General features: G+C 50.5%; 12 protein-coding genes. 7 read left to right on the forward strand and 5 right to left on the reverse strand.

Features of this window, described 5'->3' with window-relative positions; genetic code table 11:
- Positions 1-46 precede the first annotated feature (46 nt).
- The 3 genes from HMPREF1556_RS00370 to HMPREF1556_RS00380 all read right to left on the reverse strand — a co-directional run bounded on the left by HMPREF1556_RS00370 (position 47) and on the right by HMPREF1556_RS00380 (position 9,776).
- Positions 47-6,133 (reverse strand): helicase-related protein, encoded by a 6,087-nt coding sequence (locus tag HMPREF1556_RS00370; protein ID WP_021666175.1) that lies wholly within the window; start codon positions 6,131-6,133, stop codon positions 47-49.
- 136 nt (positions 6,134-6,269) lie between these two features.
- Complete coding sequence (locus HMPREF1556_RS00375; protein WP_021666176.1) at positions 6,270-8,351, reverse strand: type IA DNA topoisomerase; 2,082 nt, start codon at positions 8,349-8,351, stop codon at positions 6,270-6,272.
- Between the two features lie 24 nt (positions 8,352-8,375).
- Positions 8,376-9,776, reverse strand: a complete 1,401-nt coding sequence (locus HMPREF1556_RS00380; RefSeq protein WP_021666177.1) for a DUF3945 domain-containing protein — start codon at positions 9,774-9,776, stop codon at positions 8,376-8,378.
- A gap of 308 nt (positions 9,777-10,084) precedes the next feature.
- Between HMPREF1556_RS00380 and HMPREF1556_RS00385 the strand changes: the two genes are divergently transcribed.
- Complete coding sequence (locus HMPREF1556_RS00385) at positions 10,085-10,513, forward strand: hypothetical protein (RefSeq protein ID WP_005467930.1); 429 nt, start codon at positions 10,085-10,087, stop codon at positions 10,511-10,513.
- A gap of 66 nt (positions 10,514-10,579) precedes the next feature.
- On the opposite strand, the gene HMPREF1556_RS00390 is transcribed toward HMPREF1556_RS00385, so the two are convergent.
- On the reverse strand, positions 10,580-11,341 hold the full coding sequence (locus HMPREF1556_RS00390; RefSeq protein ID WP_157047498.1) for an ISAs1 family transposase: 762 nt from the start codon (positions 11,339-11,341) through the stop codon (positions 10,580-10,582).
- An 86-nt stretch (positions 11,342-11,427) separates the two neighbouring features.
- Here HMPREF1556_RS00390 and HMPREF1556_RS00395 point away from each other — a divergent pair, with 86 nt between their 5' ends.
- The 6 genes from HMPREF1556_RS00395 (at position 11,428) to HMPREF1556_RS00415 (ending at position 19,128) form a co-directional block, all read left to right on the forward strand.
- Positions 11,428-12,192: a helix-turn-helix transcriptional regulator gene (locus HMPREF1556_RS00395; RefSeq protein ID WP_021666179.1), complete on the forward strand. Its 765-nt coding sequence runs from the start codon at positions 11,428-11,430 to the stop codon at positions 12,190-12,192.
- A 174-nt stretch (positions 12,193-12,366) separates the two neighbouring features.
- On the forward strand, positions 12,367-12,555 hold the full coding sequence (locus HMPREF1556_RS00400) for a hypothetical protein (RefSeq protein ID WP_005467927.1): 189 nt from the start codon (positions 12,367-12,369) through the stop codon (positions 12,553-12,555).
- A gap of 113 nt (positions 12,556-12,668) precedes the next feature.
- A complete protein-coding gene (locus tag HMPREF1556_RS08575; RefSeq protein WP_083476353.1) occupies positions 12,669-14,015 on the forward strand; it encodes a radical SAM protein in 1,347 nt (448 codons plus the stop codon).
- A 195-nt stretch (positions 14,016-14,210) separates the two neighbouring features.
- Complete coding sequence (locus HMPREF1556_RS00405) at positions 14,211-16,355, forward strand: TonB-dependent receptor domain-containing protein (RefSeq protein ID WP_044125018.1); 2,145 nt, start codon at positions 14,211-14,213, stop codon at positions 16,353-16,355.
- Positions 16,356-16,454: 99 nt separating this feature from the next.
- Positions 16,455-18,629: a peptidase domain-containing ABC transporter gene (locus HMPREF1556_RS00410; protein WP_021666182.1), complete on the forward strand. Its 2,175-nt coding sequence runs from the start codon at positions 16,455-16,457 to the stop codon at positions 18,627-18,629.
- 1 nt (position 18,630) lies between these two features.
- The gene (locus tag HMPREF1556_RS00415; protein WP_021666183.1) at positions 18,631-19,128 is read left to right on the forward strand and encodes a hypothetical protein; all 498 of its coding nucleotides are present in this window, start codon (positions 18,631-18,633) and stop codon (positions 19,126-19,128) included.
- Here HMPREF1556_RS00415 and mobC read toward each other — a convergent pair.
- Entirely contained in the window at positions 19,125-21,131 is a 2,007-nt protein-coding gene (gene mobC, locus HMPREF1556_RS00420) for a conjugal transfer protein MobC (RefSeq protein WP_021666184.1), read from the reverse strand. The genes HMPREF1556_RS00415 and mobC overlap by 4 nt on opposite strands.
- Positions 21,132-21,137: the final 6 nt, after the last annotated feature.

Raw genomic sequence — 21,137 nt, forward strand, 5'->3', positions numbered from 1 at the left:
AAAGCAAGCGCCCTCCTTTATCAGCATAAAGGAGGGCGCTTGCTTTCTATCTTATCTTCGGTTTAGCGAAGACGCCTTTACTCACAGCTTCTTCCTTCTCATCGGGGCGGGAAGCCGTGGGTCGAGTCAAGGAGGATGATTCTTCTGGTGTAGCTAAGCGCTCCGTGGATATCGGGCGCGTGTTGTCTCCTCCATTGGGTTGCTGCTGTACGTTCTCTTTCTGCTTCATTTCTTCTCCCGCTGCCTCGGCTTCCTCCACGGGGGCAAGTGTTAAGGCTATCTTTCTGTCAAGCTCTGCCGCTTGGGCTTTGAGCGATCGAAGCTCGTCCTCCTTGTTCCACTGACCGCTAGCCATCGCCTTGTAGATCTCGATGTCTTGTGCGGCTCTGGCGCGTTCTTTCTCGTGGGTCGCCATCACCTTGGGAATGCGCTCGAGGGCAGAGAGGAAGTTTTGGTAGGCGAGCTTGGGATCGCTGGCGAGCTTGCCATTGTTGTGCGTGTAGTAGATGCTTCCCTCTCCCTTGACGAAGAATCGATTGACGGAGCTTTGGAAGAGATCTTTTGCAGAGCTCTCCGTTTTGACGAAGATGTCAAAGCCATAAATCGTACCAATCTTGTGGTGCTCGCCATTCGTGCGTGCTTTCTCGGCTATCTCCTGCAAGCGAGCTGCAACTGCTTTTATATCGTGAGTATCGGATACTCCATTTATCGATAGCTTATTAATTGCATTCCCCTCACTATCTCTGACAACACGTGCTTCAAACTGGGCTAGGTCGTGCTTGGCTTCTGCGACACGAGAAGCATGAAACTCCACCGAGTGCTGAAGCTCGGAGAGCTTTCCAGCAGCTGAATCTCGCTCCCTCATAAAGTTCTTGCGCTCTGACTCCAGGGCTGTGATCTTCTTGTCGAGTTTTGCCTTCTCCAGGAGGTCGGTATTACCTGAGAGTACGGCCACGTATTCGGAGAAGTTCATTCCACTTTCCTCGTCCATAGCACCCTCATCGATGGTGCGTGCCCCGAGGGTATTGCTCTTGAGCTGGTTGATGAAGAGTTGCTTGTTGTGTAGGAGGTTGAACTTATAGCTGTCGAGCGATCGCTCTACGGCATAGATGATGACATCGACCTTGTTATTCGCGCACTCCTTGGCTACTTGATTGCCCTTACGCACGGCTCTCCCGTTGCGCTGCTCGAGGTCCGATGGTCTCCAGGGGGTGTCGAGGTGATGAATGGCCACGGCTCGCTGCTGCGCGTTAACGCCAGTGCCGAGCATAGATGTTGAGCCGAAGATGATGCGAATCTCTCCTCGGTTCATGGCCTCTACCATCGCTTTCTTGGCACGCTCGTTTTTGCACTCTTGAATAAAGCGGATTTCGTGGGAGGGAATGTGGTAATCCTCCACGAGTTTGCGCTTAATCTCCGAATACACATTCCACTCCCCAGCTTTATACGTCCCGAGGTCAGAGAATACAAACTGCGTCCCTTTCTGCACGTCAAACTTCTGATAGTAGTTCACCAGCATCTTAGCGCAGTGTGAAGCCTTGTTGTCGACGTGGTCTTCGTAGGCTGGGTCAATCATTCGTAGATCTAAGCTCATCTTGCGGGCGTAGTCTGTTGCGATAAGCATCTTGGCCTTTTCTTCACGTTCGCTAAGCGGTTCACGCCCTAAAACAGTGGCATTACCCGTCTTGGCAAACTCCATCAATCGTTTGATAAAATCTTCCTGCTCCGGTGTTGGTGGGATGTTGTGCAGGATTTCATTCTTGTCGGGGCGGTCGATCCCGATATCCTTTGCTGTGCGGAAATCACAAATCTCGGCATAGAAAGCTGCAAGCTCAGGGACCTTGATGAAGGTGCGGAAGCGCTCCTTCTGGATGATCTCGTTGGTGATGGAGAACTCGTAGTCTGTGCTCTTCTTAGCAAAGACGGCAGCCCAGGCATCAAAGCTATTGATGCCTTGCTTCTCGAGGGCCTGTGGGCGGAGATACTTGAAGAGTAGATAGAGCTCGGTCAAGCTATTGGAGATCGTCGTGCCGCTAAGGAAGGTCGCTCCTAGGTCTTTGCCCGAACGCTCTTGGATGGTGCGAATGGCAAAGAGCAAGTTGAGTGCTCGCTGTGAGCCATCAGGATTTCCCAGACCCGATACGCGGTCGTGGCGGGTATTGAACATGAGGTTCTTGAATTGGTGTGACTCATCGACGAAGAGGTGATCTATGCCCATCATCTTGAAGTCTACGGCGTCGTCCTTACGCTCGGAGATGCTGTCCTGGATGTCGCGGAGCTTGACCTCGAGTGTTTGCTTGCGCTTCTCGAGTCCTTTGAGCATTCCTCGGGAGATGTCTTTGCCTTCTCTTCGGAGGACATCAAGGTTCTCTTCTACGGAGTCCATCTCCTTTTGCAGGATGGCTTCTTGTATCTCCAGGGCCTGAGGGATCATCCCGAACTGCTCGTGCGTCAGGATGATGCAATCCCAGTCGTTGTTCTTGATGTCGGCAAAGATGCGCTGGCGGTTCTGCTTGGTGAAATCATCCTTGCCGGGGTAGAGTATCCGTGCATTAGGATAGGCTTTTCGGAAGGTGTCAGCGATATCAAAGACGTTAGCCTTGAGCCCTATGATCATGGGCTTATTTGCCAGTCCGAGTCGCTTCATTTCATAGGCCGCGGTACACATGATGAGCGTCTTCCCCGCCCCTACTTCATGGTCGCATATCCCCCCACCATTGGTTTTCAGCATCCATACGGCATCTTTCTGACTCTTGTATAGGTCAGGGATGCCGAGACGCTTGAGGTCTAGGTCGGGGAAGCTCTGATGTGCTCCGTCGAAGCTCGGGCGCACGAAGCAATTGAAGAGTTCGTTGTAGCGATCGGTGAGCTGCTCTTTGAAGGTCTCGGGACGTCTTGTGAGCCAATCGACAAAGGCTTGTCTAATCTCCTCGATCTTGCTGTTGGCTTGCTGGATTTTCTCGCCATCACGCACCTTGATGGACTTCGTTTCTCCCGAGGAGGGATCAATGACCTCCTTGCTCTTGTTGATGTCGGGAATGGTGTTGTGTAGGGCATGCTTCAGTAGGTGTAGCCCGTCGTATCGACGGAATTCCCCTTGTACGGCGTATTTATGCCAGATGTTACCATTCTTCCGATCACAAGTGATGGTATACTCATCCATGTTGGCGTGATATGCCACACGGATCTCTGTGCCGAAGAAGTCGGAAGCAAACTCGCCATACACAGCTGCTGGTATCCAGCGCTCCCCGAGGTTGAAGTCCAGGTCGGCAAAGGGGATAGGCCTTGGGCGTGCTGCCATAAGAGCCGCCAAACTCTTTTCCCCTCCTTCGTGGTCGGGGTGGTCAAGGAGCCACGAGGCAAGCCTATCAGCTTTCTCGATTACGTTGCCCGAGATGAACTTATCGGCTACCTCATAGCCACCTACCTCAGGATTGTAGTAGATACGTCCCTCGAGGACAGAGATGATGTCACTCTCCTCCATCTCGGGAAGTAGCGAAGCCATGTAGGAGAGTTCCACACTTCCGTACTTGTTGAGCGAGGCTCCTAGAGCTTCGATCGGGTCGGAAGCTATCGAAAGTTCGGCGGAGGAGAAGGCTGTCGGATGATCGAAGATATCTGCTTTGACGAAGTGCCCATCGATAGACCGCTCAAGAAAGAGCATCTCTAGCCCCGTGGCATCCATCTTGATGACGTCCGTATTGGCTTTCTTGTTCAGCTCCCCCCAGCGAGCGACGTAGGCATCGTAGAGCCGGTTGAGCTTCTCCCGTTCCTCTTTGTCCTCGGCATGGTTGGTGGCCTCATAGTCATAGAGCCGGTGGTAGCTCTCGCGGATCTCTATGTAGGCTCTTAGGCGAGTAAGTTGAGCTAGAGGGAGATCCATGGGGTGAAAGGTTGGTCGCCTCTTGAGGTCAGAGAGGTAGCCTACCTGTCCTTTCTGCGCGACGATCGAGCCATCGCGAAGGTGGCTGTCGGGAGCGGAGAGGAAGGGGCGAGGAGATGTGTCAAAGACCTCCCGATACTCGGTTGTGGGGACCACCTGGCCTTGTCCCGCTTCATCTGTGAAGTCGAAGAGAGAAGCCTCTTGGAGCGTATCGCGAGCAGGCTGCTTACGCCTGCGGGATGTTTGGGTCTTAGTTTCCGTATGAGCCTTCTGTGAGGAGGGGCTATGCTTTGGGGTATTAGCCTTGAGTTCGGCACTCACCCGCCCTACTTCCAGAGTCCAGAGGGTGTATTCTTCTGGGGCAAAGAGTAGCTCCTCCTGCTCGTGGCTTGCCTGCATGATGGGGTGATGATCGTCATCAAAGTACACGGTCTGCCCATTCATCTCTCGGGGAGCTTCCATGTCGGGTCGTCGCTCAGGCGCTTCATACTGACGAAACAGGGTGAGTGCAGGGACTCCCTCAGGAGCAATTTCTTCCTTAGAGAGTGTCCTTTGTTCCTTGTCTAGCTCCTCTGTCGGGTTCTCTTCAGCCTGTAGAGCTTCCTTAGTAAAGTGCCCTTGTACGAGCTCTTCCAGCTCTTCTATCTGATGGAGCTTAGTGGGAGAGAAGTAGAGGTCTCGCTCGATGCGTAGCCCTCTTACCTGGACCTCTTCCATCTCATCGATCGAGATGTTCCCGAGCTCCCATCCATAGCCCATGGTAACTGCCCCAAAGCCGATACGCTCCTTGGGGTCGTACTCAAGGAGGTAGGCGGTGTAAGCTCCAGCGGGGAAGAAGTAGCGAGCATAGGCGGTACGATCACCGAGGAGTTCTTTCTCTGTCGTGTAGAGCCGGGGGAGGCTCTTCTCGATAGATTTAGGCATCAGCTTAAAGGCATCGTCTCTTTCTTTGTCTTTCTTCTGAGCCTCCTTCTGCGGGGATCCTACGGTCACTCCGAGAGCGAGTAGCTTCTTCTCGGCTTCTGCTTGGCGCTCTTCTTCAGTCGTTGCTACTCCTGTTTTGTAGAGCTTTCGATCGAAGTGCTGTGCTACATCCTGAGCAAGCTGTATCCGTAGACTATCAGCCATCTCGTCTATGCCCCCATCAAATTGGTATATCCAGGCTGCTTTCCCGTAGGGGTTGGTTCCCATGGTTCGCTCGGTCGCGATCGTATGCGAGCGGATCTCTTCCCATGGGCTCTCAAAAAGTGAGTTGTGGGTGAAGGCTATGGAGAAGCCATCGCCACTGGGCACAGCTGCAGTACGTACGAAGCGCTCTTCTTCACCAGGCGTTATCCCCTTGCCCGTTTGCTTTTGCAGGACGATGAGGTCGCTGCCGACCTCGGTCCCGGCATGCTCTGAGAACATGCCTGAGGGTAGGCGAATGGCTGAGATGAGTCGGCTCTGCTCCATCAGATAGCGTCGGAAGATCTCGTTGTACGGGGAATCAAGTAATCCCTGCGACGTGATGAACGCCAGGATGCCACCCTCTCGTAGGCTATCCAGCCCTTTGATGAAGAAGTAATTATGGATGGTGCGTGTCGCTTCCCGCTTGATGCTATCCTTCCCTTTGGAGTAGGTGCGATCATAGACCATGAAGTCGCCGAAGGGGATGTTGCTTGTGATGAGGTCATACCGGTCCGCCTCAGCGAGCTCGCCGAGGGACTCGAAAGGGGCTTGGCGAACAGTGACTTTGCTCTCTCCAAGGGGATGGAGTGCTTGGGCTATCCGAGCCGTGAGTAAGTCCTTCTCAAGTGCGTCGACACGGCGAGCATAAGGGGCAAAGGTATCGGCAAAGGCTCCTATCCCGGATGATGGATCTAGGCAAGAGCGGAACTCCACTCCCGTCGTGGCTAGGGCTGTGGCGATAGCGGAGACTATCCGCGTATCGGTATAGAAGGAGGTCAAGATACTTGCCTTGATGCTTTCCCAGTAGCGCTTGGCGACCAGAGCATCGGGAGCTTCTCGGTAGATGAGCTGCTTCAAGGCGCAGGTGGGCTTGAAGAGCTCTTGCTCGGACTTTGCCCAGTAGCGAATATCCTCGGGCTGGTCGGTGCGATTCAGTACGCATTTGAGCCCTCCGAAGCCTTGGTAGGCGCCAAGGATGACCCGCTCTTCTTCGGTGGCTAGCCTTTGTTCTTTCTCGAGGCGAAGGACGATACGAATCGCTTGGGTATTGGCCGCAAGTACGGCTTTCTTGTTGTAAGGCATAGCTGAGTTTGTGCTTCTGAGGGGGATTCTAGAGGTCGTCCGGAAAGTCACTAAAGTTCCGCCGAAAAGTGGCTAATCTTTTGCCCAAAAGATTAGCCACTTTTTCTCGATTGATACGGTACTTTCCCGAGGAAGATTAGCGACTTCTTTGAGGACTACCCTTGGAGGCGAATTCAAAGGCCGTTGAGCCATCTTCCCGGAGGGTGATATGGGCATTGAACTTCTTGCCTGCCTTGTTCTGAAAGCCTTTGACAAGGCTGGTCCGTCTACTGGTAAGGAGCTCCTTGATGTGTGCTTCTGTGAGCTTTACCCCGCAGATCTCTCGGAAGATGTGGAAGCCACACGCCTCGTTGCGACACTTGATGATCTTGGCAAAGATGCCCACGGAGTCCTGGGCGCAGAGCGGACAGCGATAGGAAGGATAAGCTGGAGCTTCAGTCTGCAGGGCCAGGAGCTTGTGACAGATGTCTGTGGTGTAGCTTCTGATACGGAGAGCGAAGTCCTCGGCAGAAGCTTTCCCCGCCTCGATAGCTGAGAGGGAGAGCTCCCAGTTGGCCGTGAGTTCGGCATTGGCTAGTTCCTGGTCCTTGACGAGCTGATAGATGGACAGCCCTTTCTCTGTGGGGATGAGCGTCTTCTTTTCCCGACGGATGAGTTCGCGTAGAATGAGTGTCTCGATGATGCTTGCTCGAGTAGCGGGTGTCCCGAGCCCGCACTCAGCAATCGCCTTGCGACTCTCGGCATCGGTCAGCTCCCGCCCAGCATGCTCCATGGCGGAGAGCAGGGAGGCTTCGGTAAACAAAGGCTTGGGCTTAGTCTGATGCTCCGTGATCTCAGTGTGACGAAGGGGTAAGCGCTCCCCTTCGGCGAGCATGGGGAGTTGTTCGAGGAGCTCGTCCTCGTCGTCTGTTGCCTCCGCTTTGTCCTTTCCTCCGTCTTGCGAATAAGCTCTCCAGCCCAGCGATAGTCTACGGGTAGCCCGCCAGCTGTAGTGGTAGGTCCCGTCGCTCAGCTCCGCCTGCATGCGCTCTTCTTCGCTGTTGGGAGCGAAGGCTTCGATGAAGCGGCTTCGAATCATCTGATAGATCGTCGCCTCCTCTGGGGATAGTCCCTCGGGGGACTCACCTGTAGGGAGGAGGGCATGATGGTCGGTCACCCGATGATCATCGACAGCATGTCGATTAAGCGCTTGGCTAAGTGTGACACCAAGCTGATGGAGTAGCGTGGGGATCGTCTCGAAGACATCTTCGCTGATGTAGCGACTCCCGGTGCGGGGGTAGCTTATGATCTTCTTCTCATAGAGCGCTTGGGCTAGCGACAGGGTCTTGTCGGCCGAAAAGCCGTGCTTGCGGTTGGCCTCTTTCTGAAGCGTGGTGAGGTCAAAGAGGAGCGGAGGTGGGGTCTCGGTGCACTTCCGATCGACCGATAGGACCATCAGATGAGGCTGACTACTTAGCTCGCTTAGGGCGCTTTGTGCTGCATCCTTCTCCTCGAAGTGCTCTTGACAAAGCGCCTTGAGGAGGATACCGTCTTGCTCAATCGTGGCATGGAGCTTCCAGTAGAGGCGGGATGAGAAGCCTTGGTGCTCTAAGAAGCGACGACATACCAGGGCAAGTGTCGGGGTCTGTACGCGACCCAGAGAATAGGCACCACGGCGAGCTATCGAGAGCGCTCGGCTGGCATTGATGCCGACGAGCCAGTCGGCTTCGCTACGAGCTTTGCCTGCCAGATAGAGTGCATCATACTGCTCCCCGGGTTTGAGCTTGGCGAGCCCCTCCTGAATCGCCTTGTCGGTGAGGGAGGAGATCCATAACCGTTGGAAGGGCTTTCGGCAGGCGAGGTAGCTGTAGATGTAGCGGAAGATAAGCTCTCCTTCTCTTCCTGCGTCGGTAGCGACGATGATCTGCTCGGCGCGCTCGAAGCAGGAGCGGATCACCTTCAGCTGTTTGAGAGCTGTTGGGTCGTCTTCGAAGGCTTTCCCCTTGCGGATTTGTCGAACGATGAGCTGAAAGGGCTGCGGGAGGATGGGGAGTTCGTCGGCCTTGTATGTCCCGAGTCCGTAGTGTTCGGGCAGGGCTAGGGTGATGAGGTGACCGAATGCCCAAGTGACGAGGTAGCCCTTGCCTTCGATGAAGCCGTCTTGTGGGTGTGTAGCCCCGACGATGCGGGCAATATCACGAGCTACAGAGGGTTTTTCTGCGATGATACAGGTCGTCATGGTCTTGTGTCTTTGCTGTCATCCTTAGAGCTTACGTCCACGACGAGCCTTACGCTCTTGCTTCTGCTTCTGATCGGATGTGGGTTCTGTTTGCTCAGACTTGAGGGGCTCTTTGAGGTGCTTGGTCGCTTCGTTGGTTTTGCCTTCGTTGTTCACTGCTACTTGGGTCTTGTGTCCTTCGGCTACGGCTTCGACTTCCTGCTTCCCTTGCTTCTTCTCGGGGTTGTACTTGAAGAAGCGGGGGCGGCTCTGTTCCTTATCCATGCGGACGTAGGCGTTGAAGTGTTTGCCTTCCTTGTCGACCATGTTCTTAAGGTAGAGGGTGCGTCCCGAGTCAAGAGCCTCGCGCTGCTTCTCGGTCAGCTCAAGTCCACAGAGCTTACGGGGAGCGCCCTGGCTTTGCCCTGGGGAGAGAGACTGTTCCTGGCGCTCCCGGAGGCTCTTGCTGTCGCCGAAGATGAACTCGATGCCCTTCTTATCGGCATTGACTTGGAGCGTAGCGTCGAAGGACTTGCCGTTCTTGGAAGTCATACCCTCTACTTTGACCGCCTTACCTTCGACGAGGTCCTTGTACTGCTGGTCAGAGAGCGTCACCCCTTTAATTTCCTTGGGGATGGATACTCGGTCAGCACGTAAGGCGAGCAGCTCGTTGGTCTGTGGGTCGATGGATACGTAGGCGTCGAAGAGCTCTCCCTGCTTGGTGACGACTTCGATGGTCTTGCCTAGGTTGCCTGTCTTGAGGAGCTGTGCCTTATCCTCGGGGCTGAACTTGTAGCCCATGTAGGGGAAGTCAAGCTGGGGCTCCTTGCGCATGGCATGAACGGCAAGACCGATGTTGCCATCATCGTCGGTACGGAACGCTAGGCGTGCCTCGGTGTAGATCGAGCTATTGCCGTAGGGTACTGCGATGGGGAGGAGGTCGCTCTTCTGCCAGGAGAGCATCTTTTCGAGCGCTCCACTGGCTTCGAGCTTCTCGCGACTGAGGCCAAGATCCTCGAGCATACGCCAGTCGATCTTCTCGGGATCGATAGCGGTAGTACGCTTCTGCATGGGAAGGAAGTCCTCGAAGGACACTTGCTGTGCTTTGATGAGCTCTTCGGAGGCAGGATGGTGCCGATTCTGCAAAGAGGAGCGAAGGCTCTCTACACCTTGCTCGACGTTGCTTGCAAGGACCTTGTAGAGTCCGAAGCGAGTTGGGTCGTTGAACTGCTTGAGGAAGTTCTTCATGAAGTTCTTCAGCAGCCCGTCTTGGTTATTGAACTTGAGGAAGCTACTCTGATTGGTAGCCTCGGCGGCGGTCGTCTTGAGCTCGCCCTCTTCGTTGATGTCCGAGATGATGGAGAGTTTGCCTACCTCGGATGCATTCTGGACCTCTGTACGGTCCTCTAGGACCAGTACGTAGTCCTCTGTGTGGTTGTTGTCCATAATGATGCCAATAGTTTGATATATAGTACTATGTAAGGCAAAGATAAGGGCAGGTGTTATGCCCTATATTAAATGAGGATAAGGCTGGAAAAAGTAGGAAGAAGCAGGAACTCGAGAGGACTAAAAGAATAATTTATTATATACTCGGCTCTAATGCTTATCTTTGATGTATTGGTACTATAGACAAGGAAAACCGCTCTGTGATAGTAACCCGTAAATTGAAGTCGCTTTAGCTGAAGAGGAATTGACAAGCGGATAACTAGCAAATAGGAAGTGTTGCAATAAGCATACTATGGCACGTATATACGATGAATATAGATCTAAAGTTTGAGCAGGGGCTCAGAAATATAATGGAGTCCCCCAGTGTGAAGCGAGTCGATTTTTGTGTTGGATATTTCAACCTAAGGGGCTGGAAACTCATCATTGATCAGGTCGATAATCTTCCTGGAGATTATGTTGAAGAAGGTAATGATGATATGTTTCGCACTTGTCGTTTACTCATCGGGATGCATCACCACAATGAAGATTATATTCGTCGTCTTTATGGCCAGGATGGTACTCTACCTGATGCTAATATGGTGAAAAAGTCAAAGTTGCAGATAGCTATAGATTTTCGCAAACAATTACTGCTCGGGCTACCCACAAAACAGGACGAGTGGACATTGCGTCGCTTATCAGCGCAACTTAAAGAGGGAAAGGTCGCTGTAAAACGATACCTCGTGTTCAACCCGAATTAAGCTCTTCAACATCGGCGATCTCTGGGCAACGGCATCGGTAAGATTGCCCTCTGCAGGGAGGATTTTCTAGCTCCTTTTGTCAATGCGTCCGTGTCCCTTCACCTGCTCCAAGTGTCGCTTGTGCAGCTGTCGTGTGGAGAAAGCATCTGTGGCATCTTCAAAGAGATGGCGCTGATTACCCTTGAGCGCAAGGACAAAATCACCCTTCTTCTTGACGTTCTGCTCGGCTATTTCTACCTGTGTACCCATGGCATCCATCGTAACAACCGCCCCCTCAAGGGCAAGTTTATCAAGGAGCTTGGGTACACAGGTGATTTCATTACTCTTCTCACCTACAGCTTCTTGCGCAATGCTCAAAGAGTGCTCATTGACCCAAGCGGAGAGGATGTAGCTACTTTCTCCGTGCCCTCGAGGATTAGTTCCACGCATTTTCTTGCCATCGATGGCGATGTGCAATCCAGATAAATCTTTGATAATCTGAGAAGTGTACACCTCCAGGCAAGCGGAAATCTCATCGGAATGTACGGCTTGCATAACGCGCTCGAAGGTGTCTTCGCTGGGGCAACCATTGGGTAATTTGAGCAGAGGTTTGAACTCTTCTCCTCGGTGGCGACACAGCTGATATATATCGCTATAATCCTCGCCAATAAAGAGATAAGCAATGAGGGCGACCATGAGGATGTCACTGAGTTTGTGCTTGCAACGTCCGACGACACGTGTGTCGTGGACGGATGAGAAGTAAGGGGGGGGGCCATTGGAAGTGAGGGTGATGCTTAACAGGACAAAGCTAAGGACAATTTTGATGCGGTTGCCCTGGGATAAAATGATAACTCAAGAAATATCCTTATCTTTCTGGCAAGTTGGGACGTATCTATGCTCCTCCTTTATAATCCAATCATTATTACCATAGCACTATGGATGATGCTATAGCACAACAAGTACAGCTAGTTGCAGATATATCTCAGCAGGTATATCACGTGTACTACGTCCAAACTAACATATTGGAAACATATAGTCCATATCCTCGGCTTGATGCCCCTTGCATGTTTTGTGATGCTCCATGTCACCAGAAATATAATTCTGGAACTCCTAAGATATGTCATGCGCTGCAAGATAGGATTGTTTTTCATCTGAAATTTTTTATATCCTTTCTTGAGAAGAAGAGTGCACTCAAGTCTTACCTTTATTCCTTCAATATCAGACACAATAAGTCACCTTATGGTGAACATACGATAAATTATAGAGCAAACGTCCTTCATGTAAAAGAGGAACACATTCTAACACTCCTAATACGTTTAGACCTCGCAGCCAAAGATACTCCCCTTGAGAGTAATTATATCTTGGACAAATCAAGCCGAAAGATTTGCTTAACCTATCTAAAAAACGGAAAAATTAAAGCTGAGAGCGACTGGCATAAGCAACCCAAACTTACACCTATAGAGCAAGAAGTTGTTATCCTTGCTTCTCAAAATTACTCCAGCCAAGAGATCGCTTCTATCCTGAATGACGAGGTTCAGACTATCGGAACAATTCGGAAGAGAATATTCGAAAAGCTAGGGGTTCATGGCATGCCTCAAGCAGTCATTTATTGTAAAGTACATGGTATCATAACCGTAGATAATGTGATGGAGTTAGAAAGAAAGAAGAGAAGAAAAACTTCGTCAAGAAAACACACATAAACACCTAGTAATCACACAGTCATATCAATTTGTACCCTTAATAGGGTATTGTGAGGCTATTAGGTGTGCTCTACTTTTGTGACAAACAAAGGGAGATATGGTCGTCCTTGCTGTACCAACCATAGAGAGGTTGGAGGTAAACTGTCTAAAATCTTCCTAAACTATGGTTAGATCATGGATATTAAGGAATTCTCAGAAGAAGCTCTACAGGCTATAACAGGTGGAGCTGCCGGTACAGAGCCGTCATCTGGATGCTTTGGTCTGAGCAACTGTTGTAATGATGGTTGTGTGCACAAGAAAGACGAGAGCTCGAAGAAAGACGAGAGCTTGAAGAAGAAGAAGGATGATGAACAGGAAAGTTGAATAGCTCCGCCTTGCACCTGCATAGCTCAGGTTTTAGCAAAGGGGGGCGTGCACCCCATGAGGTGTTTCGTCCCCCTTGCTTCCTGATTATAAATAAATCACTAAAACGAGATATGAACACGGTAAATCATAATATCTATTCAATTGGCAAACGGTGGCAGTACCGTTATGAGCCTGCTTTGGAGGATGAGTATTTGCTCTCTGATGCATATACAGGGCTGCAGTGTGCTATAAACCAGTCTATAATGCAACTTCTGATCCAGATTGAGGATGGCCTTTCTATTGAAGAGATCGCTATTCGGAATGGTATACCAGAATACGACATCTTTTCAATAATTAATCGATTAAACTCATCCTGGGAAGGACTTATAAGTCCAGGTGCAACGGGGAATGGGGTTACATACAGCAGAGTGAACCTCCAGAATTCCTACAATCAGTTTCAGCTACAATATCCTAAAAGTGTAGAAATCCAGATAACCGACAGGTGCAATTTAGCCTGTAAGCACTGTATAGTTTCCTGCGACAGTTCACAGAAAACAAGATGTATAGAGCCCAGTTCCTGGATTCAATGCCTCCAAGAGTTAGATTATAATCGTGTGTTTAACGTTACCCTTACCGGTGGGGAACTCCTTACATATGATGGGATAGAGGAGGTCTTATCGCTTCTTCGCCAAACAAAAATGCACTGTAATGTACTTAGCAACGGAATGCTTGTTAATGATCAAATAGCAGAGTTGTTAAGTAGTCCCAATATAGCCGCTTCAATATCTATGGATGGAGTCACAGCAACCTCTCATGATTTTTTGAGAGGGAAAGGCGCATTTTTTCACCTCGAAAAGGGATTAGAAAAGCTCTTACGACATGGTGTTAGAGTTGGACTATCCGTAACAGTACATGCCAAAAATCACACGGAGATTGAGGAAATAGCAGCCTATGCAGCTCGCACTGGCTGTAGAGCTATCGCATTTATCCTTTTGGATCATTCAGGTCGTGCAGCATTAAATCCAGAATTACATATAACATCCCTTGAGCGGAGAAATATTTCTAAACGTATCCAGGAACTCAAAGATAAATATAGGGGAAAAATTGCTATACATCATTTAGATCCCATGGCTGGATTGTCTGAGAGATGTGTAGATTATTCGATGGATAGTATTGTATCCTGTACTGGGGCGGTATCTCACGTAGCAATTAGCCCCAATGGGGACATTTATCCGTGTGCCTTTGCTTTTGGAATGGATAGTTTCTGTTCTGGAAATATTACCGAAATGACAGTCAAGAAGGCATGGGAGACAACAAAGTGGGATATGATGCGAGGGAAGACTCATTATAGAGACCTCACAACGTGTCCCTCTTGCTCTTTTAGAAAGGTCTGTGGGAATCAGAGTTGCCGGATCCGAGCACTGTTACATAGCGGGGATTATTACGGAGTGCCATCTTGTGCCTGTTCCCGGCAATAGCGAACTGAAGAACATCAAACTTAAGGTGTCAGAAAGATGAAAATAATAACACTGAGGGCCCTATGTTTATTTGTCTCACTGTTTGTTCCCTCACAATTAATTGGGCAGGTAATACGGGGAACGGTCATCAATGAGAAAGGGGGGTATATCCCCTTTGCGAACATTGTCCTGCGCTCTGTTTCCGATAGCTCCTATGTGGGGGGCACCCTGAGCGATGAGGCAGGGCAATTTCTACTGCAGCTGGGCGACGAGGCAGATCGCACACGCTGCTTCCTCGAAGTCCGAAGCGTAGGCTACGCCGTACACCATATCCCGCCAGTACTGCCTGAGCAGCTACAAGTGCAGCTCAGTGAGCAGACACGCCTGCTGCAGGAGGTATGGGTTCGGGCTCCACGGGCCATACGCCTTGTGCCCGATGGGCGTGTGATCAATGTCAAGCTCCTCGGACTGCAGGAGGTCGAGGGCGTCTTTAGCCTTTTGGGGATGCTCCCAGGCCTCTCAGTTCGTGGTGAAGCGATCAGTGTCGTCGGGCGTGGTACGCCCCTTGTCTACGTTAACGGCCGTGAGGTGACGGATCTCTCGCTGCTCTCTCGCTACGATAGTAAGGATATTGTCTCTGTGAAGATCATCACTAACCCAGGGGTACGCTATGGAGCCTCCACAAGATCAGTGCTTGAGATCAAGACACGCAACCCCGAGGATGGGCTTGGCGGTAGAGTCTCTCTGCAGGCAAGTCAGGGCAGGCGCTTCGGCTTGCGAGAGTTTGCCTCACTCGTCTACAAGCAAGGAGCCTTCGACTACTTCCTCACGCTTAGTAACCGCTCGCAGCGCAGCCACTACGGTAGTAGTACCCTGATGGAGCTGCCTACTGCTCAGGCGACGAAGATCTCTATGGAAGTCGACCAGGAGGATAAAAGCTGCTCCCGCTACCTTATTGCGGGGGTTAACTACACTCCCAGTAAAGAGCATAGTCTTGGGCTACAGTATGACTTTACACAAAAGCCCAAGTGGGAGATCGACTCAGACATACAGTCGCATATCTCGACCAAAGGAAGCTCCCGACAAGAGGCGCAGCACTCGCACTACTCCAATAAGGATCACTACCATAGTCTGAATGCCTATTACCTGGGGACAATTACTCCCAGCTATCAGCTGCGCTATGATATGAACCTTTTCTTCAAGCGAGAGGAGGCGGAGAATAAATTCTCCCTTGAGCAAGCAGGGCAAACGCCTAAGCACCACCGCTCTGACCTCGAGCAGCGCTCCCGGCTCCTCTCGGCACGCCTGCAGCACTTCATCCAACTAGGGCAGGGGCAGCTAACCTTAGGCAATGAGGCTGCATGGACAAGGAACAAGCAGCGGCACGTGGCGACACTCAGCACCCTGCGACAAGCTGACTCGAAGATTGAGAACCAGCTTTATGCCGCCTTTGCTAGCTACACAAGGGCTTGGGGTAGTCTTATGGCAGAGCTGGGCTTACGCTACGAATACAATAAGTACGACTATCATGAGGCGGGTGTGCTGCAGCCTGAGCAGAGTAAGGCGTATCACTACCTGATGCCCTCGGTGCAAGTAGCCCTACAAGCCCCCGTTGCTCTGAGCCTCTCCTACCAGACTAAGACCAAGCGCCCCTCGTATCACCTCCTGAGTGACCGCCATCAGTACAATAATGAGTACCTCTACGAAGGGGGTAACCGCTATCTTCTACCCCAGAATACGCAAGTTCTCGCCCTTGGGGCACAGTGGCAGGATCTACAGGCCGCCGTGGAGTACCAGCATCTGCACAATGCTATATATTTCTATACGAAGTATGATCCAGCGCTTGCCGTAGCTCTCTCCAAGCCTTATAACATCCCACACTCCGGTGCGCTCGACTTCAGTGCTTCGTGGAGCCCACGCTTTGGTCTCTGGCGCCCAAGTCTGCAGCTGCTTGTGCATAAGCCTTTTTTGCGCTTCGAGGGCGAGGAGTTTAGTGATGCCAGTCTGATGGCAAGCCTGAGGAACTTTTTTCTCTTTCGCAAGCAAGGCCTAAACTTCAGCATGGAGGCAAGTTACTTCTCTGGTGGCAGTCAGGAGCTGAGCCAAGTGGATGCTTATTGGCAGATGGACTTATCTATTAATAAGACCTTCTTCGATCAGCGACTGCGCCTATCGCTCTCGCTTGATGATGCCTTTAATACGGGCTATAGTTCCGTTACGCTGCGCGCACGAGAACTTAAGATACACCATGCGCAGCGGCCAGATGGTCGCAGACTCAAGCTGACGCTAAACTACAGCTTCAACATGAAGAAAAATCGCTTCAAGGGCGAAGACTCCAGCAGTGAGTTGCAGCGTCTTTAGAATCTGTAGCATTCATCTTACAAGGTAAGAAGAAAATATGTGAAAACTTATTTTATCAGACAACAAGATGCGATGGATTGTGGCCCCTCATGCTTGGCAATGATAGCTGGGCATTATGGATTGCATCCTGACGTTGAGGCATTACGTAAGGCCTGTGCTTTAGGTATCGGTGGCGTTTCTCTCCTTGGCATAAGTAAAGCTGCTGAAGAAATTGGTTTCCATACAATTGGAGGTCGGCTTACCTTAGACTCACTCATCACAGAGGCTAAGCTACCCTGCATCCTTCACTGGAAGCAAAATCACTTTGTAGTCCTTTATAAAGTACGTAGGAAGAAGCATCATCCTATATTTTACGTTGCAGATCCAGGGATGGGCTTGCTTGAGTACAGTAAGCGAGAGCTCCAAGCATATTGGATCAGCACCCAAAGCCAGGGAGAAGAGAAAGGCATTGCACTGCTTCTAGAGCCAACCTCACTCTTCCATACCCTTGTCGCAGCGCAAAAGATAGACAGATGGACAATGAAGGGAGCTACGCCCTCTCGCCTTAGCTTTCTTTGGGGCTATCTAAAGAAGTACCACCGCTATTTCTTTCAGCTTATGCTCGGGCTGTTCCTGGCTTCTCTGCTGCAGCTCATCTTCCCATTTCTCACACAATCGATAGTAGACACTGGGATTGGAGGCAAGGAGATTAGCTTTATCTGGCTTGTACTTCTGGCACAGCTGATGCTTCTATTTAGCCGCACCATCGTAGACTTCATACGCTCCAAGTTGCTACTTCATATCTCCACACGGATTAACATCTCCCTGATCTCGGACTTCTTCATTAAGCTGATGAAGCTACCCATGTCTTTCTTTGACACAAAGCTTATGGGAGATTTGCTACAGCGTATCGAAGATCACCGACGGGTAGAGCATTTCTTAACATCGAATAGCCTGAGCCTCATATTCTCGTTCTTCACTTTTCTTGTTTTTGGCGGAGTCCTAGCGTCCTATAATCTAGGTATTTTCCTCATTTTCATTCTTGGGGCTCTACTTTATGCTGGCTGGATTGTACTCTTCCTCAAAAAGCTCAGGGTGCTTGATTATAAATACTTTGAGCAAGCTGGTCGCAATCGCAATGTCACCTACCAGCTTATCGCTGGGATGCAGGAAATCAAGCTTCAGGGCTGCGAGCAGCGTAAGCGTTGGGAATGGGAAGATGTACAGGCTGACTTATTTAAAGTCAGCCTTGAGAGCCTGAATCTTGATCAAATCCAGCAAATAGGTAGTATCACGATCAACGAGATAAAAAACATCCTTATAACTGTCCTTGCTGCTACCGCTGTCATCCATGGAGAGATGACACTTGGGATGATGCTTGCTGTCCAGTATATCATCGGGCAGCTCAATAGTCCGGTTGATAAGCTTATTCATTTCGTGTATTCATGGCAAGAGGTAAGCATTAGTCTGGAGCGTATGAATGAGATCCATCAATCAAAGAATGAAGAGGATAAGGCGCGTACACGAGCTGGATATGGTACAGAAGCTCCTTTAGCGCAATCCTTACATATCAGGGACTTAAGCTTTAAGTATGATCGCTATAGTGGAAAAGATATACTCTCTCATATCACGCTAACTATCCCTCAAGATAAAGTAACAGCAATCGTTGGAGCCAGTGGAAGTGGAAAGACCACACTCCTCAAACTTTTACTTGGGTATTACCCTCCGCTTGAGGGCGCAATCCTCCTTGGAGGCGTCCCTCTGCAGGAATATAAGCTCACATGGTGGCGCAGCGAGTGTGGAGCAGTTATGCAGGAAAGTTTCCTTTTCTCTGACACGATAGCCCGAAACATCGCAGTTAGTGATGAGGAGCCTGAGCTAGAGCGTATCCGTCACGCCGCACGAGTTGCCAATATTGCGGACTACATTGAGGCTCTTCCGTTAGGCTATAACACCATGATAGGACAGGATGGGCAAGGGGTAAGCCAAGGACAGCGACAGCGGATTCTCATTGCTCGCGTGGTTTATAAAAATCCTCAATTTGTCTTTCTTGATGAGGCAACAAATGCACTTGATGCAAACAATGAGCGAGGAATAACAGAAAATTTGAGCTCTTTCTATAAAGGGAAAACAGTTATTGTGGTAGCTCATCGCCTATCAACGGTACGCTATGCAGACCAGATTGTAGTCCTTGATGCAGGGAAAATCGTTGAGGTTGGGACTCATGAGGAGCTCACAGCTAAAAGAGGTAAGTACTATACGCTCGTAAAGAACCAGCTAGAATTAGGGAATTGATATGGGCACCTATGAAAAGGAGATTGGTAAGAGCGCTCACGATTTAGAGCTTCGTAGCGAGAAGGTACGCAGTATCATTGGTCAGGTCCCTCCTTCGCTGCTTCGCTATGGAGCGCTAGCGATCCTTGCAGCACTTGTTATCCTTGTGTATGTAAGCTACTCTATTCCTTACAAGCAGATATATACCGGTACGGCTGTTATTAGAGCGCTCCCTGACTCATTAGAAGCCTCCCCCACAGCCGTACTTATCAAGTTCTCAGATAGAAGGCCTGCATTGTCCCCTACAGAAAAGCTACCAATAACACTGCATACTCCAATGGGAGAAGTTGAGGGTAAACTCGTTAAGCTATCATCATGGAGAGATAGCTTGGGTAGGCAGGAAGCCTTCTGTTTATTTCTATTAAGTGAACTTTCCCTTTTACAAAACCATGAAGTGGACTTTACGATTGTACGAACTTCAGGGAATATTTTGCAGAAGGTGCTAGGAGATCTTTTCTAGTTATCTTTCAATAAGTGTGCGAGGTTAGGGTCACTCTTGATTCGCTCAATCTCTAACTCTACAAGGGATAGAATTTCTTGCTTGACGCGCTTATAGTTGGTTTCGATGGTCTCGGTGAGACTGTCGGAGCCATCTTCGTTTGGGAAAGTGGCGATAGTGGGTATAGGCAGGTAGGCTTTGCTCTCAGCAGAGACTTTGGCTACATCGACAACGATTTCAGCGTGGAAGATTTTCTGCTCGATACGTTCATCGAAGTTATCGGAGACTGCACCTACAAACATACCTTGGGTAAGGTTGCTGATTTTGCTCGCTGGAATAAGCGAGTCCATCTGCGTGGAGATGGATGTAGATTTATCGTTGCGATTGATAGTCATTGATTGCCGTTGTTGGAGGACTTTACCGAAGCGTTCACTGAGGGTCTTGGCGGTCTCGCCCACAACTTGTCCTGAGAATACATTCCCCACAGTGTTTTGAATCACCTTGCTCTCCTTGTCTCCGTAGTCACGTGTGAGCTGTGAAAAGTCCTGAAAACCTAAACATACAGCTACCTTGTTGGAGCGAGCTGTTGCGATGAGGTTGTCTAGGCCACGGAAGTAGATGGTTGGTAGCTCATCGATGATGACGGAGGACTTGAGCTGCTTCTTCTTGTTGATGAGCTTGACGATACGGCTGTTATATAGTCCCAGGGCAGCAGAGTAGATGTTCTGTCGGTCGGGGTTGTTCCCCACGACGAGGACCTTGGGCTCACGTGGGTTATTGATGTCGAGGGAGAAGTCATCGCCAGTCATTACCCAGTAGAGTGCTGGGGAGATCATACGAGAGAGTGGAATCTTTGCCGAGGCGATCTGCCCTTGTAGCTGGTCTTGTGCTCCACCTTCCCAGGCATCCATGAAGGGGGACAGGTAGTTGGCGAGCTCATCGTAGGCGGTGAGGATAGGGAAGATTTGGGCGTAGGGGCGGTTGAGGAACTCGATGGCATGGGGGAAGGTACAGTACCTGCCTCCCTGGTAGATCTTGAGGAACCAGATGATGGCCGCCAGTAAGATGATGGGCGACTCGACGAAGAAGTCTCCCTGCTTCTGTATCCATGTCCGGTTCAGGTTGAGCATGATGGTGTAGGCGGACTCGTAGGCATCGGAGATGTCCGTCATGAAGGCGGGGTTGATGGGATTACAGCGATGCGACTTGCGCGGGTCGTCGAAGTTGATGACGAAGAACTGAGGCTTTACCTCATAGGCATCGAGGTGTGTCAAGAGATGGTTGTAGGCGATCTCCGAGAGGTCTGGGAACTTGTAATCGTAGATGTACATGGCGAATCCCTTCTCGATCTGCTGTTTGATGTAGTTATTGACTATGGCGAAGGACTTCCCCGAGCCAGGGGTTCCAAGTACCATGGATGCACGGAAGGGATTGACAATGTTGATCCATCCCTTGTGCCATTGTTTCTTGTAGTAGAATCGGGTGGGTAGGTTCACGGAGTATTCGTTCTCCAAGACGCGTGTCTCCTGCATGAAGCTCTCATTCTCGAGGTTGAAGACGTCGTCCATCAGATTGTTCTTGAGCAGGCGACTCATCCACACACCAGCCATGAGGAGGCAGATATACCCCACGGAGAGGGTAAAGATGTAGAGTGAGGCAGCACCTACCTTGCCGATGGGCAAAGCTAGTAGCCACCAGTTGAGAAAGAAGAGAATAAAGCCCACAGCGAGCACTGCCCAAATCTTTGGCCAAGTAATGCTCTCCTCTTTGACACCCTTGGTTCCGAGACAGGATAGCGCAAGGAAGACGAGGCAGAAGAGTTTCGTCCAAAGGATGGATGAGAAGAGGCTGGTTGTTCGCTGGAAGTTCATAAGGATCTTGTCCACGATACCGAGAGTGAAGCCCCAGGTGAGGAAGGCTCCATAGCAGAACCAATACGCATTGATAAGGAGGAATATCACGGAGAGCGCTCTCATGAAGTCCATGATCTTCCCGAGGGCTCTGAGGTCGTCTTCTTGTGCCATAGCTGT

The organism is Porphyromonas sp. oral taxon 278 str. W7784 (assembly GCF_000467855.2).
Taxonomy (GTDB): domain Bacteria; phylum Bacteroidota; class Bacteroidia; order Bacteroidales; family Porphyromonadaceae; genus Porphyromonas.

Bases quoted from the DNA above. Each gene is read 5' to 3' on its own strand.
- HMPREF1556_RS00370 (WP_021666175.1), bottom strand. From the start codon at position 6,133: ATGCCTTACAACAAGAAAGCCGTACTTGCGGCCAATACCCAAGCGATT.
- HMPREF1556_RS00375 (WP_021666176.1), bottom strand. From the start codon at position 8,351: ATGACGACCTGTATCATCGCAGAAAAACCCTCTGTAGCTCGTGATATT.
- HMPREF1556_RS00380 (WP_021666177.1), bottom strand. From the start codon at position 9,776: ATGGACAACAACCACACAGAGGACTACGTACTGGTCCTAGAGGACCGT.
- HMPREF1556_RS00385 (WP_005467930.1), top strand. From the start codon at position 10,085: ATGAATATAGATCTAAAGTTTGAGCAGGGGCTCAGAAATATAATGGAG.
- HMPREF1556_RS00395 (WP_021666179.1), top strand. From the start codon at position 11,428: ATGGATGATGCTATAGCACAACAAGTACAGCTAGTTGCAGATATATCT.
- HMPREF1556_RS00400 (WP_005467927.1), top strand. From the start codon at position 12,367: ATGGATATTAAGGAATTCTCAGAAGAAGCTCTACAGGCTATAACAGGT.
- HMPREF1556_RS08575 (WP_083476353.1), top strand. From the start codon at position 12,669: ATGAACACGGTAAATCATAATATCTATTCAATTGGCAAACGGTGGCAG.
- HMPREF1556_RS00410 (WP_021666182.1), top strand. From the start codon at position 16,455: ATGATAGCTGGGCATTATGGATTGCATCCTGACGTTGAGGCATTACGT.
- HMPREF1556_RS00415 (WP_021666183.1), top strand. From the start codon at position 18,631: ATGGGCACCTATGAAAAGGAGATTGGTAAGAGCGCTCACGATTTAGAG.
- mobC (WP_021666184.1), bottom strand. From the start codon at position 21,131: ATGGCACAAGAAGACGACCTCAGAGCCCTCGGGAAGATCATGGACTTC.